This window comes from Peribacillus cavernae, assembly GCF_003989135.1.
In the GTDB taxonomy this organism is placed as follows: Bacteria; Bacillota; Bacilli; order Bacillales; family DSM-1321; genus Peribacillus; species Peribacillus cavernae.
On sequence record NZ_RYZZ01000020.1, the window covers coordinates 143,369 to 157,701 of the forward strand.

Genomic DNA, 14,333 nt, shown 5'->3' on the forward strand with positions numbered 1-14,333 from the left:
AACGAAATGCACTATTTGTAAAGTGAGTAATCACTCAATTATACTAAAAAGTTAGAAGAAGAAAATAAAAAAATGCGTGAACAATTGAAAAGTTGCATACGCAAAGGTTTATAAAAAGGTTTAGTTTGACAAGGATTTTACTTCTGATTATTTAGTGGAACAAAAAGTCTCTTTTAAAATTGCCACTTTATTGGCCATTGGTTTTTGGGGATTCCAAAAAGGTAGTGGGATTATATCAAGTGTTCTATTGGGAATTGGCGGTCCGTTATTAATTGCTATTATATGGGGAATGTTTATAGCACCCAAATCCCTTGTCATTTTACCATTCTGGGCACAACTAGGATTAGAGGCAGGAATCTTTGGAGTAGCTTTTATTGTACTTATGAACATGGGGTTTTCGCGAATTGCCTATATAATTGGTTTAATAGTTATAATCAATAGAATCTTGATGATAATATGGAAACAGTAAATTAATCAAGCAATCTTTCAAACTTTACTGAGTGTTGGGGAACTGGCATGTCCACATTGAAGAGACAGAAAAAACCTGAAATAATATCAAACACTTACAAATTGCTGCTTTCTTGAATAAACACCGCCTTCTTCCTATACTCAAAAGGAAAGATATCAGGAAAAAAGTTAAACGATCGGCGGGCGCGATTGTAAGTAAAGGAAGCCCAATTTCTTTTTTATAACACTGAGAAATTGGGCTTTTAATATTGGGATATCCTTAACATTGTAAATTAATAGTTCCTGATGCTATCCGTTCGCACTATACCATGTGGTATCCAGCATTTGCACTATATACTTTTTTTTCATATAACCTTGTTTATTATCATTCCATCTTCGTTTAGCCGGTGAGATGCCTTTTTAATAATTTCCTATTTCCTTTGACCTTTCAAATTAACTCCAATTGCTGCCCCATTTCTGCTGGAATCTGCCACTCCTTTAAAGGTACCATTTTCATGATCTATTAGGATACTTTGTACGTTGCCAATAGTTGTAGAACTTGTTCCAAAACCATGACCCATTTGTTTTAACCGGCTGATAATGTCTGGGGAAATTACATCTTCATAACGGTAAGAGGTTATGCTATTAGTATAAATTCTCGGTTCCTCCACTGCTGCCTTCAGCTCCATATCATACTCAATTGTGTGTAGAATGGTTTGAAGAACAGAAGCGATAATGGTTGCACCACCTGGAGAACCGACGGTTAAAATTGGCTTATCATCTTCAAATAAAATCGTTGGTGTCATACTGCTTAACGGACGCTTATTTGGCTGTACTTCATTTGCTCCGCCAGGAACCGCGTCAAAATCAGTTAATTCATTATTTAACATAAACCCGTATCCTGGAACCATAATGCCGGTACCAAAGACTTGCTCAATAGTCGTCGTATAGGAAACAACATTTCCCCATTTATCTGCTACTGTAAAGTGAGTGGTTTCACCATCTTTGCGGTCATTTGGCTGTTGGCTTTGTCCATAATCAGCGGATTCCTCTTCATATTTCCACGGGTCACCAGCAGTTGGTTTTTTATTGACCGTATTCAAGCTGATAAGCTGTTGACGTTCCTTAATATAATCAGGATTCAGCAAACCCTTTAAAGGAACTTTTACAAATTCAGGGTCACCTGCATAAGCCGCCCGATCGGCATAGGCAAGATGCATTGTTTCGGCAAGCAAATGGTATTTTTCCCATGAGCGTACGTCATATTGAGAGAGGTTAAAATCATCAAGAATTTTTAACATTTGCAGTAGGAATACACCGCCGGAACTTGGTGGTGGCATACTGGCAATTTGATAACCTTGATATTCTCCCCAAATTGGCTGGTCAATCGTTACTTGATAGTTTTTTAAATCCTTAGGAGTCATTGAGCCGCCGTAGGCCTGCACTGTGCTTGAGAGTGTTTTAGCTAGTGCACCTTTATAAAAAACATCTGGACCTTTAGACCGTATTAATTTAAATGTTTTACCTAGATCTTTTTGAATGAGCCGTTCTCCTTCTTGCAATGGTTTCCCCTTTGGAAGAAAAACATCCTTTGCAGCGGTACGCGATAAGTTCTCCTCATTATCTGAGATAGCTGCTGCTAATACAGAGTCAATCGGAAAGCCTTTATCCGCGAGTTTAATTGAAGGACCGATTAACTGCTTCATAGGCCGTGTTCCCCACTTATCAAGAGCTTTTTCAAGACCTTTCAATGTACCCGGTACTCCCACAGCTGTTCCTCCTGTTGATCGCTCAGAAAATGGTATGGGTTTTCCGTTTTCATCAAGGAACATATCAGGGGTTGCTCCTGCAGGGGCGCGTTCACGACTGTTAATGATGGTCGTATTTTTTGTTTTACCATCGTAAACCATCATGAAGCCGCCGCCACCGATACCTGACATCATTGGTTCCACAACATTCAGAGCAAATTGGATGGCTACAGCCGCATCAATCGCATTACCTCCCGTTTTTAGTACATCTGCACCTATTTCAGAAGCAAAAGGATGGGCTGTTGCGACCATGCCACCGTTTCCAGTATCTACCTGACTATACCCATCATAACTTTTGTGACGTTCTTTAGCCTGCCCGCTTAAAGGAAAAGTTCCAACTACCAATAAGATACTAAATAGTACAGCTAAACTGACGTTCCAAATTTTTTTCATTTTTTCCCTCCCCCAGTATATTCCTACTCCCATTATAAGGAAGGGAAAGAACATTATCAAGTTATATATCTAAATTTTCAGATAACTATATTAGAAATGGAGCCATTAAGCTAGAATTTGCTAAATGGCTTCTTACATTTATCTACTCTATTTGTGGGATATTCTCTTTGTATATATACTTCAATAGTAAGGTATGTATCTAACAAATAATACCGGTTATAATGGGTATGGAGTTAAGTATTTTAATAACTTCATGAACTCAACATTTGAAGAGAGGTTAGTGGGACATGACGATCTATATTGCGCTGTTGCGAGGTATTAACGTAGGGGGAAGGAATAAGATCAAGATGGCTGAACTGAAGCATACGCTAGAAGCAATGGACCTAAGTCGAGTTCAAACGTATATCCAAAGCGGCAATGTTCTGTTCGAATCGGATGAGGAGGAAGAACCGCTGCGCAACCGGATTGAGCATGAGATAGAGGCAGCTTTTGGTTTTTCAGTAACGGTTGTTTTAAGAACGGCCGAGGAGTTGAAAATGATTGCCGCGAATTGCCCGTTCTCGGAAGAAGAAGTTTCTGAAGCAGAGGCATCGTCTGAAGGTGAGAGCCTATATGTCTCGTTTTTGCTTGAAGAGCCTTCGCAGGAAGGGATTGATCGGCTGAAGGATTTTAGCAGCGAAAACGAAACGTATCAAATTCAGGGCCGGGAAGTCTTCCTGTTATTCAGTAAAAGCATACGCAATTCCAAGCTTGCCAACAACCTTCAAAAGCTGGGCGTCCCGGCAACCGTACGCAACTGGAAAACGATAAACAAGCTCGTTGCTCTGGTCAATGCAAAGGAGGTTTAATGTTTAAACAGTAATGGTAACGAGATTCATACATTCGGCAAGGGACTGGCAGCTAAGAGAAGAACCACACCGTTGATATACTCAGGCCAGCCAGCTTTAATGCAACAGGGTGAAGAATAATGGGGGATGCAGAATGAATAACAAACTAATCATTAGACAAGCGACAATTCAAGATTTGCCTAAAATAGTTCCGATATTTGATTCCTATCGTGAGTATTTTAAGCAACAGAGAAATCCTGTGGAAGCAGAACGTTATTTATTTGAAAGATTTGAACACTTAGAATCTGTGATATTTATTGCAGAGCAAAACAGCGAAGTTATCGGTTTTGCACAGCTTTATCCAACTTTTTCATCCTTAACGTTACAGCGTGTTTGGTTACTAAATGACTTTTTCATATCCGAGGATTACCGTGATAGCGGAGTGGGGAAACAGCTTTTTGTGAAGGTGAAGGAATTTACATTGTTAACAAATTCAAAAGGTATTGAGCTTTCAGTAGAGCATATCAATAAAAAAGCTTGGGGATTTTGGGAAAGACAAGGATTTAAGATGGACGATGAATTTCGTTATTACTTTTATAAGTTGTAAAAGTATAGTTTTTTAAATTGGTTGATCTTAGAACGTCATAGGCCCGAAAAATGCTATATAATGTGAGCCAGATCGTTATCAAATCTTATGGAGCAATACTGAATATATTGATTAGCAGAGGAATCAAATGGGTCTTACTTAACTATGCATTCACTGATAAAAGTAAATTCCATTGATCTTTGAGCCAATTTATTGAATAGTCAAGGTCAATTAGCAAGATTAATTTTGTTTTCGTAACTTCTGTACTTCTTCTTTGCTTAATCCTGTCTTATTAGCGATTTCATCGTCATTAAGAACATCTAAAAGATTTCTTGCTATGGATCTTGCTAGTTCCATTAAGGCTGCCACTTTTTCTTCTTCAAAAATTCTGGCTACCTTTGTCATGCTTAACCACTCCCTTACGTGTTTTGCGTAATTATCATCAATGAATTTATCAGTTGCAGTTAATATACCAGCAATAGCTTGAAACTGAATTTCTTCATTATCGATACGTTGGGCTAATTCCACACATTCTTTTATTAATTCCTGGCGGTCTTTACCCTATTCATGAGAGGAAGCAGACTTAATTTCATGAATTCTTCTTTGCTTAATTCTCGCCATTTTCGAGCTTGTTCGAATTTGATGCAAGATATGATCCCCGCCAAACTCACTGAGCAAAACAGCTTTTGACTGAAATTGTAGATCTCCCGCATCCAAAGAGTCTTTTACGTTTGTGACGTCACTCGTATAGACGACAACTAAACGAATTTTCTTTACCTTCTTAGTGTCAAAGTAGTACCTATGCAATATTCTATAGGCATAATCTAAGTATTTAATATAATTTTGATGATATCTCCGATTACTCTCAAATTCTAACATAAGGATAGAGTCATCTTCCAACAGGAATAAAATATCTGAACGTTTTTCATCTGCGGCCACCCTTGCATATTCATTTGGCAGCAGACTTTTGACTTTTGGCATATCATCAAGATGCAGAACGCTAAGACTGTCATTTTGATACAGTACACTTAATGACTTTAATAAAATGTCCTTGGCATGGTATGAGATACCTTTATTCATAAAATTATTCCCTACTTTCATTACAAATACGCTTCCAATAACTGTTTTTAACATTCCTTCTACATATTTAGAAGCTGCCATAGTACATCTACCGTTTTCTTAATAGTATAATAATTATAGCATGTTTAAGCGTTTCGAAAAAAGTTCTTTATGATTCTCAACATTAAAATATCAGCCAATACTTTACGTAATTTAAGATCTTAAAGTACTATAAGATGTAAAATTAATAGTCCAGCAATAAAGATTAATTTGGAAGGAGAAACGTTAATGACAATCAGAATAGAAAAGAGTAAGGACTTTGACGCAACCGAAAATATAATAAAAGAAGCGTTTACCGGGCTTCCATTCAGTGACCAAAAAGAACACGAACTCGTAAAACGTCTAAGGGAATCACCAGAATTTATCCCAAGCTTATCTTTAGTTTATGAAGTGGATGAGAAGATTGTCGGGCATATATTACTAACAAAACTAAAAATTAATGATGACAAACAATCTTTTGAGGCTTTGGCTCTTGCTCCTGTTTCGGTTAAGCCTTCCTACCAGAGGAAAGGTATTGGAAAAGAAATGATTCATAAATCGCTAGAAATGGCGAGAGAGTCAGGTTTTAAAGCAGTAGTCGTTATGGGGCACGAACATTATTACCCGAAATTTGGCTTTGAGCCGGCTTCTAAATGGAATATAAAAGCACCGTTTGAGGTGCCTGATGAAACGTTTATGGTTAAAGAGTTACAAATGGGTAGTTTAAAAGGTATTCAAGGGGTCGTAGAATATTCTCCAGCTTTCGGTTTACAGTAATTCTGATATATTTTAACACGAGTGTTGATTATCCAAAATTAGACAGACCCATCCCGTCGTTCCTGGAGATCTTTCTTATAATCATGGCCAACTCCGAAGCCCAGTCAATGGGAAGTTGATCGCTAAACCAAAGCCGTTGAAAGGAGACAAAAGATATTTTTTTAAAAATGCGGCCTTTTGATGTACGTTCATAAAGATATTTTAATAGGACATAGGCTATTAATGCGGCGAATAACTGGTTATAAACCGCATTTTCTGTTGTCCCAAACAAAACAGGCACATGTAAGTTTTGTTTGATCCATCGAAAGAACGTTTCAATTTTCCATCTCGCTTTATACATGTCTGCAATGGTTTCCGCAGAGACATTCATCCGGTCTGTTACCACCCGGATCTCACGCCCCTGATTGTCTTTAAAGAAAACGACACGATGACGCCTGGCAGAACGGGACTGAGGAGTCCCTAGCAGACAAGTCATATCCTTGGTGATGGGTGAGGGTTCCTGAGCTAGTCGCTTTAAGGAGTGCGGCCTTACAATTTCGATATTTTCTTTCATACGGATGACAAAGGATTGGCCGTTAGAAACAAACTGATCAATACGCTTGATTTTAAAATAAGCACGGTCTTCTACCAATATAAAACGTGGGTCTGCAAGCTTTTCACCAAGTGGCCCATCGTGGGCAAGTCCTGTCGACTCCATGACTTTCAGGGGCATTCCGGTTTCAGGTGTAAAACTAACATGTAGTTTCACCCCAGATCGTTCACCATGATAGACGGCCCAGGGAAGCCGAGTTTCCCCGTACAGTGATCGTAGTGGAATCCACAATAAGGAGTTCCTTAGGAATCTTCAAGGTTCGCCGGGTAGCACGATTGCATTTTGAAACAACCAGTTCAAATATTTGCTTAAGTACCTTGTAATCCACGTGAGCTGCCTTTTTTGATAGCGTCGAGTGGTCAACTTGAGGAAGGACATAGCCTAGACCGACATCTGCACCTTCGCGGTAGCTTTTCCATTCGTTCGCTGCTGCCGTTAGAAGGTATTCAACAAGACAGAAAACAGTTAACTTTCGGGCGGAATCATGATAACCAAGGACTTCACTTATGTTATTGACTTCATCTTCTAAAATAATCTTTTGGGTTACATTCGAGAATGTGGTATTCTTATTCATAAGGACACCTCTTTCTTGAGTTTGGTTGCTGGTACATCCATTCTATAAGAAAAGGGTCTTTTTTTGTATTATTTTATTGTATAAAACTGGTTAATCAACACGCCTGATTCTGTATACGAGAAAGAGCCTGTTTACGGTGAATTCTCCGGATTTGAAGTATTGTCTGCACCACCTCCTTTCTCAGGAATTTCCCTGATTCAATCTTTACAAATGGCTGAGATGTTAAATATTCATGAGGCTTCAGAAGACATTACAGACTTTATCCACTTAACCGGAGAGATATCCCAACGCACTTATAGTGATCGTATACATAATCTCGGTGACCCGGTATTTAATGATATTTCTGTAAAAAAGTTAACCGAGAAGGATTACTCTATAAAGCTATCGGACGATATATCCTTTGATGAACAGTCTGATAAATATCGGTTAGACCAGACAGAACAAGATGAGGAACATACTAGCACGACCCATTTTGTCGTCACAGATAAAGAGGGGACTGTAGTTTCGGCTACCAATACTTTAAGTAACTTTTTTGGCTCAGGAATCTATATTGATGGCTTCTTCCTTAATAATAATCTTGATAATTTTAATTAGATAAGCGGCTCTTCTAATAAATATGAGCCAGGAAAACGAGCAAGGACCTTTATGGCACCTACAGTTCTCCGAAAGGATGACCAACTTATTGGTATAGGATCTCCGGGAGGCAGCAGGATACCAATGATGCTAACAGAGGCTCTCATTCGCCACCTAAAGTTTCATGAATCTTTAGAGAGTGCAATTGAAGCGCCACGATTTTATATGGAGGACAATAAAATCTATTCAGAAATCAGATATTCTAGAGGAATTAGGAATGAATTAGAAGAAATGGGGTATGATATTGAATTAAAAAGTTCCCCTATATATTATGGTGGAATTCAAGCAATAGTAATTGACAAAGGGAAAAGTGTCATTTTTGGATCTGCAGATTCTAGAAGAGAGGGTACATGGAAGGTTAAATAAATGGAAGCAAAAAAGCAGCATCAAGAGGGAGAAACGGACCTTGATGCTGTTTTTCTTACGATTTTCAAAGGTTCTTTGCGGACTTCATTCATCAATGACTTGACTGCAGCCCTGATTTCTTAGATAGATGAGAAAAACACATTGTAAATGACCGATTTTCTAACCAGCCCCAAAGTCCTTCCACGATATTGAGTTGGTGGGAGAATGAACTCTTTCGACAATTCCTCTAATTCCTTCGATAAAAGAGATTCCATCACCTTTTTTGCTTTAAGATCCATTTTCTATCCTCCAATCAACCTACTTGCTTAGGGAAATTTGTCCGACTAATTAATCAAGTTTGGAACTATCCAAACAGTATAATATTTATTGGTGTAAAAATGGAAATCCGTTGTGTTAAAATAATACATATAACATAAAATTTACATATTTTGCAATACAAGTAATCGAAGGTAGTCATATGAAAAGTACAGGCATTGTCCGTAGAGTTGATGAATTAGGCAGAGTAGTGATTACGATTGAACTACGTGGATTAATATAAAAGATGCTATGGAAATTTTCGTTAAGGAAAACCAAGTATCCATATGAAATCCCTGTCATCCTTTTTTGTTGAAAAAGATGCATGGCGTTAGGTTATAAGCCTTTTTGCGGGAATTAAAGTCTGAATATTTGAAATTCCATTTTAAAAAGGGGGTGTTCGCGATTTTAAGAGATTATGCTTCTAAAGAAGCGCAAGTGATTATCGATTCTTCCCATGACGGCGTTATTGTCGTTGATCAGGAAGCAAGGGTGACTTTAGTTAATAAGCACGCGAAAGAAATACTCGGGCTGCCCGATCAAATCATCGGTTCGAAAATTACGGAGTTCATCCCAAACTCCGATTTACTCCGAATTTTGCGAACTGGGAAAAGTGAGATGGGGGATATTAATACGATATTTAATAGAGAATTAATCATTAACCGCTTACCGATTATGGAAGAGGGGAAAGTGGTCGGTGCCGTATCAAATATTAAGCACATAGACGACATTCAAAAAATGGAAATGAAAATCCGTAAAAAGCTTCATCAAAGCGGGCTGGAAGCAAAACATCAACTCTCTGATATTATCGGGACCTCCAACGTAATGAAAGAATGTAAAGAATTAGCTGAAAAATTTGCGAAAACCGATGCCACGATTATGATTACCGGCGGGTCCGGTACAGGAAAAGAATTGTTCGCGCAAGGAATTCACTTAAGCAGCATGAGAAAAAAGGGTCCATTTGTCGCAATTAATTGCGCTGCGCTTCCTGAAAGTTTGCTTGAGAGTGAACTATTCGGATATGAAGAAGGAACATTTACGGGAGCCATCAAAGGCGGAAAAATGGGTTTGTTTGAGCTCGCGCACGGGGGAACGATTTTTCTTGATGAAATTGGTGAAATGCCGCTTCGTATTCAGTCGATGTTGCTGCGCGTTTTGGAGGAACGAGAGGTACGGAGGATCGGTGGTGAGAAAATCATTCCCGTCGATGTACGCATTATTGTTGCGACCAATCGCGAGCTCGAACAGATGACTCAAGAGGGAACGTTTCGTGAGGACTTATACTACCGACTCAATATTTTGGCACTTGAACTTCCGGCTCTTCAAATACGCCTTTCGGACATTCCGGAACTCGTCTATTCGTTTTTGGAGGAACTGAACGAAAAACACCCACATCGAGTTGCAGTATTCAGTGATGACGTTTTTTCATTGTTTAAACAATACGAGTGGCCGGGAAACGTAAGGGAATTAAGGAATGTTGTCGAACGAATGGTGATCCTGGCTGAAGACGACACAATCACATTAAAAGATGCCAAATTTTTAGTGGAAAAATTGAAGAATCGTGTTAACGAAAAAAAAAGTAAATTTGAAACGGAAAAGAGCGTCATACTTTCTTTGCTCGAAGAAGAACAAGGCAATAAAACAAGAGTTGCCGAAAGATTAGGAGTGGATCGAACAACGCTTTGGCGAAGAATGAAGAAATATAACCTATAAATCTTACAGCAATGCATATGGTGCAACACTGTTGCAATGTTCAACATTAGAATATTTTAAAAGAGCGCTATATTCACCCTTTAATCACTGGCATGTTTCTTGCATTACTTTTTGTATAGAAAGGGGGATGAACTGTTACTATGCAGTATTAGTCTGCTGTGTTTCTAGTAAGGGAAAGATGATAGTCGTGCTAATCTGAGAAATATCGCCATTGAAATGATTGCCGATCTGTATAAAACTCGTTGGAAAATAGAGAAGTTTTTATGGATCAGACAACGCTTTTGCGATTGACTGAACATCTCAAATGGATTGTATTATTTAAAAATACTTATTTCCTTTTAACAAAAGATTTCAAGTGGTTCTAAAAAAAGGGAAAGGACTGAAGATATGAAGGATATTAAAGTGAATTCTAACTATCGTTCCAAGATTCTCCTTCTTATGTTTTTTGGTGCAGCTATCAACTATATGGATCGCTCAAATATTGGTATTGCAGCTCCATTAATCGCCGAGCATTTCCAATTTAATGATGCCCAAATGGGTATTATTTTATCTTCTGTGTTGTGGACATATATGATCGTCCAAATACCCATGGGAATTTTAATCGATAAATTTGGTTCCCGGATTATGGTTTTTGTGGGTGTATTAGTATGGTCCGTCACGACGGGACTTACTGGAATAGCTACTGGGTTTACAAGTCTTTTACTCTATCGGATGGCGATGGGATTAGGAGAAGCACCTACTTTCCCTGCCTTTAGTCGAGCTGCTTCACAATGGTTTCCTACGAATGAAAGAGGAAAGGCCAATGCTTCCTTTATCTCCGCAGTAATGTTCGGGTCAGCATTCACACCTCCGTTGGTCACTTTTTTCATGATTAGATTTGGTTGGGCAAGTGCATTTTTTGTAACGGGTTTAATTAGCATCATTTGGGCATTTCTCTGGTGGAAATACTTTAGAAACCGTCCCGTTGAATCTTCTTACGTCTCACAAAAAGAGCTCTCTGTTATCGGCGATACAGATGAAAAATATTCACCAGCGAACATTCGAATGTATGCCTTATTAAAATATCGCAATGTATGGGCCTTAATGATTGGACTATTTGCTATCAATTATGTTTTATATATCTTTGTAACGTGGCTACCTACGTTCCTAGTTAATGCTAAAAACCTATCGCTGTCGAAAACAGGATTTATTGCCATGATTCCCTACGTGTTTGCCTTCATATTGGTCTGGGTTTTTGGATTAATGTCCGATCGACTGGTTCGGAAAGGCTGGTCTTCGATAAAGTCATGTCGTACATTGGCGGTTATTGGCATGACCATTTCCCTGTCTATCCTACTGGCTGTTCAAGTAGAAAGTATCTTTTGGGTTATTCTGTTTTTAAGTCTTTCTTTAGGCGGGGTAATGGCAGCTAATGGAGTCATATGGGCACTCCCAGGAGCTATCTCGAAATCAAACTATGTAGGAAGAATCGGCGCTCTCCAAAACTTTGCAGGGAATATTGGGGGGGCACTAGCTCCACTGATTACAGGGTTTATTGTGCAATCTACAGGATCATTTACCGTTCCCCTTTCCATTGGAGGAGGATTGGCATTAATAGCGATACTATCCTATCTTTTCCTGATGAAAGAGCAACCGACATTAATTGGTGATCATAATCTATCTAATGATACAAGTAAATATATTGATGCAAATCATTCTATATAAAGGTGTGTGATTAAAATGGCTGTTTTAGAAAGTGGGTTTGACTTTGAAAGTCCAATGATGTATAAGGTTCTACAACATTTTGATGATAGGATGCTAAGTAAAACGAAAATTCATTCTGTTATCCGGGATCAATTTCATGATGAAGCCATTAAAAACGTAATAAAACCTAATATGAAAATTGCTGTGGCTGTTGGTAGTAGGGGAATAAGACATATATCCTTTATTGTTCGCACAGTAATCGATCTATTAAAAGAATTAGGCGCTGCTCCGTTTATAGTTCCCGCGATGGCCAGCCATGGTGGAGGAGAAGGGGAGGGACAAAGGACTGTTTTGTCCAACTATGGTATAACCGAGGAAACCATGGGGGTACCTATTAATTCCTCTATGGAAACAATAGAATTAAGTACAGTGAACGGAGTACCTGTATATTTTAGTAAGACCGCTTATGAAAGCGACTTCATTATTCCTATTTGCAGAATCAAACCACATACCGATTTTAAAGGCCCTATTGAAAGTGGCGTTTATAAAATGCTTTGTGTTGGTTTGGGCAAGCACAAAGGTGCCTCAACCATCCATAGCGCCGGATTCGCAGCCTTTCCTGCACTTATTCCCGCTGCTGGACAGTATATTATTGATAACGCTCCGGTAGGTCTTGCGGTTTGTATAGTAGAGAACAGCTATGATGAAGTCGAGAATGTTTACGTTATACCAAAGGAATTAATCCCAGTTGAAGAACCCAAACTCCTGGAGAAGGCTAAAAACTTGTTGGCGAAGATCAATATTGATCCAATCGATTTATTAATTGTTGATCAATTGGGAAAAGACATCAGTGGAGAAGGAATGGATCCTAATGTTACAGGAAGATCACCAGTACCAGGAGTTCCTTTCGAGGGAATATCCACCATCCAACGAATAGCCGTTTTGGATTTAACAGACGAAACCCACGGAAACGCAACAGGAATTGGTATGGCAGATTTAACAACCATAAAGTGTTTCAATAAAATAGATCTTAAAGTGACCTATGCTAATGTACTAACAGCAGGACTTTTTCAAAGTGCAAAAATACCTGTAATGCTGGAGAATGACCGTGAAGTTTTGGCAGTTGGTCTAAAGTCTGCAACTTTAGTTCCTTCTCAGAAGGCTCGTGTTGTTCGTGTTAAGGATACTCTTCATCTTTCGGATTTTTGGGTTTCAGAAACTATAGCAAAGGAACTTTCCAATAATCCGTATTTTACCATTACAAATGAGAAACAACGCTTTACATTTGATTCAAAAGGGAGTTTAGAATGGTAATATTTCAAATGATACTAGCGCATACGGTGCAACACTGTTGCAATGTTCAACATTAGAATATTTTAAAAAGAGCGCTATATTCAACCTCTACTCTTGGCATGTTTCTTGCATTACTTTTTGTATAGGAAGGGGGAACTGTTACGATGCAGTACTATTCATTAGCCGTGATTCCGGGAGATGGGGTCGGTCCAGAAGTTATGAAAGAGGCTTTAAACATTCTTCATGTGATAGAAGAATTGCACGGAGGTATGAAATTTGATAGTCAAACGTTTGATTGGAATTGTGACTATTATGTAAAGCATGGAAATATGATGCCCGCCAACGGGCTTGAGATTTTGCAGGATTTTGATGCAATCTTATTCGGAGCCGTTGGTTCGCCCCTTGTTCCCGATCATATATCGGTATGGGAGCTAATTCTTCCGATACGCCGCAGGTTTGAACAATATGTTAACATGCGGCCGATTAAACTGCTGCACGGATTAGAAAGCCCCTTAAGAAATAAAGGGCACGATGATCTGGATTTTGTTGTGATCCGTGAAAATACGGAAGGTGAGTATACGAATATGGGTGGGAGGCTATACCAGGGCTTGCCATATGAAATGGCATTGCAAAATAACGTGTTTACGAGATTCGGAACCGAGCGCATTATTCAATACGCTTATGATTATGCAGAACACCACCGGCGAAAAAATGTAACAGCAGCGACAAAATCGAATGCCATGAATTTTACAATGACGTTTTGGGATGAAATTGTGAAAGAAGTAAGTGGAAAATATCCGGACATTCATACGAATCTTTATCACGTTGATGCGTTGGCCGCTTATTTTGTGACATCGCCTGAACGATTTGATGTCGTTGTCGCCAGTAATTTGTTCGGAGATATATTATCCGATCTTGGAGGTGCGATCGTTGGAGGACTCGGTATTGGTCCATCAGGAAATATCAATCCTGAGAAAAAGTATCCCTCGATGTTTGAGCCGGTTCACGGGTCAGCACCTGACATTGCAGGTAAAGGAATTGCCAACCCTATTGCCCAGATTTGGAGTGTGGCCATGATGCTTGATCATTTAGGATTTAAGGAGGCATATGATCTTATTCTGGACAGTATTGAAAAAGTGCTTATCGATGGTGTATTTAGAACGCCGGACTTAGGGGGAGATGCTTCAACAAGGGAGTTGGGGAATGCAATAGCTAATACTTTAAAGAAGACTGCGGGTATTAAATGAAC

The 14,333-nt window shown here is 39.0% G+C and carries 13 protein-coding genes and 2 pseudogenes; 10 read left to right on the forward strand and 5 right to left on the reverse strand.

Annotation, left to right across the window (positions count from 1 at the left end):
• Positions 1 to 154: 154 nt before the first annotated feature.
• Positions 155 to 469 (forward strand): YrdB family protein, encoded by a 315-nt coding sequence (locus tag ELQ35_RS14980; RefSeq protein ID WP_126865636.1) that lies wholly within the window; start codon positions 155 to 157, stop codon positions 467 to 469.
• A 409-nt stretch (positions 470 to 878) separates the two neighbouring features.
• Here ELQ35_RS14980 and ggt read toward each other — a convergent pair whose 3' ends face one another.
• On the reverse strand, positions 879 to 2,648 hold the full coding sequence (gene ggt / locus ELQ35_RS14985; RefSeq protein ID WP_126865638.1) for a gamma-glutamyltransferase: 1,770 nt from the start codon (positions 2,646 to 2,648) through the stop codon (positions 879 to 881).
• Positions 2,649 to 2,935: 287 nt separating this feature from the next.
• Here ggt and ELQ35_RS14990 point away from each other — a divergent pair, with 287 nt between their 5' ends.
• Together ELQ35_RS14990 and ELQ35_RS14995 are read left to right on the forward strand one after the other, a co-directional pair.
• A complete protein-coding gene (locus ELQ35_RS14990) occupies positions 2,936 to 3,496 on the forward strand; it encodes a DUF1697 domain-containing protein (protein ID WP_126865640.1) in 561 nt (186 codons plus the stop codon).
• Between the two features lie 133 nt (positions 3,497 to 3,629).
• A complete protein-coding gene (locus ELQ35_RS14995; protein ID WP_126865642.1) occupies positions 3,630 to 4,082 on the forward strand; it encodes a GNAT family N-acetyltransferase in 453 nt (150 codons plus the stop codon).
• Positions 4,083 to 4,301: 219 nt separating this feature from the next.
• Here the strand turns inward: ELQ35_RS14995 and ELQ35_RS23570 are convergent, their stop codons facing one another.
• The gene (locus tag ELQ35_RS23570; RefSeq protein WP_307365267.1) at positions 4,302 to 4,589 is read right to left on the reverse strand and encodes a hypothetical protein; all 288 of its coding nucleotides are present in this window, start codon (positions 4,587 to 4,589) and stop codon (positions 4,302 to 4,304) included.
• A gap of 33 nt (positions 4,590 to 4,622) precedes the next feature.
• Positions 4,623 to 5,222 (reverse strand): hypothetical protein, encoded by a 600-nt coding sequence (locus ELQ35_RS23575; protein ID WP_307365264.1) that lies wholly within the window; start codon positions 5,220 to 5,222, stop codon positions 4,623 to 4,625.
• 186 nt (positions 5,223 to 5,408) lie between these two features.
• Here ELQ35_RS23575 and ELQ35_RS15005 point away from each other — a divergent pair, with 186 nt between their 5' ends.
• Positions 5,409 to 5,936, forward strand: coding sequence for a GNAT family N-acetyltransferase (locus tag ELQ35_RS15005; protein WP_126865643.1), 528 nt, complete (start codon positions 5,409 to 5,411; stop codon positions 5,934 to 5,936).
• A gap of 28 nt (positions 5,937 to 5,964) precedes the next feature.
• On the opposite strand, the pseudogene ELQ35_RS15010 reads toward ELQ35_RS15005, so the two are convergent.
• Positions 5,965 to 7,102 (reverse strand): annotated as a pseudogene (locus ELQ35_RS15010) (IS4 family transposase).
• Positions 7,103 to 7,195: 93 nt separating this feature from the next.
• On the opposite strand from ELQ35_RS15010, the pseudogene ELQ35_RS15015 reads away from it, so the two are divergent.
• Positions 7,196 to 8,101, forward strand: a pseudogene (locus ELQ35_RS15015) (gamma-glutamyltransferase).
• Complete coding sequence (locus ELQ35_RS23475; protein WP_281278127.1) at positions 8,102 to 8,224, forward strand: hypothetical protein; 123 nt, start codon at positions 8,102 to 8,104, stop codon at positions 8,222 to 8,224.
• Here the strand turns inward: ELQ35_RS23475 and ELQ35_RS22665 are convergent.
• Positions 8,221 to 8,379: a hypothetical protein gene (locus ELQ35_RS22665; protein ID WP_185861783.1), complete on the reverse strand. Its 159-nt coding sequence runs from the start codon at positions 8,377 to 8,379 to the stop codon at positions 8,221 to 8,223. The two genes, ELQ35_RS23475 and ELQ35_RS22665, sit on opposite strands and share 4 nt — an antisense overlap.
• Before the next feature lie 364 nt (positions 8,380 to 8,743).
• Between ELQ35_RS22665 and ELQ35_RS15025 the strand changes: the two genes are divergently transcribed.
• From ELQ35_RS15025 to ELQ35_RS15040, 4 genes are all read left to right on the forward strand, one after another.
• Positions 8,744 to 10,108 (forward strand): sigma-54 interaction domain-containing protein, encoded by a 1,365-nt coding sequence (locus ELQ35_RS15025; protein ID WP_246026086.1) that lies wholly within the window; start codon positions 8,744 to 8,746, stop codon positions 10,106 to 10,108.
• Positions 10,109 to 10,495: 387 nt separating this feature from the next.
• The gene (locus ELQ35_RS15030) at positions 10,496 to 11,812 is read left to right on the forward strand and encodes an MFS transporter (RefSeq protein ID WP_126865644.1); all 1,317 of its coding nucleotides are present in this window, start codon (positions 10,496 to 10,498) and stop codon (positions 11,810 to 11,812) included.
• Positions 11,813 to 11,827: 15 nt separating this feature from the next.
• Positions 11,828 to 13,105: a nickel pincer cofactor-dependent isomerase, group 22 gene (locus tag ELQ35_RS15035; RefSeq protein ID WP_126865645.1), complete on the forward strand. Its 1,278-nt coding sequence runs from the start codon at positions 11,828 to 11,830 to the stop codon at positions 13,103 to 13,105.
• Between the two features lie 143 nt (positions 13,106 to 13,248).
• Positions 13,249 to 14,331: a tartrate dehydrogenase gene (locus ELQ35_RS15040; protein ID WP_126865647.1), complete on the forward strand. Its 1,083-nt coding sequence runs from the start codon at positions 13,249 to 13,251 to the stop codon at positions 14,329 to 14,331.
• Positions 14,332 to 14,333: the final 2 nt, after the last annotated feature.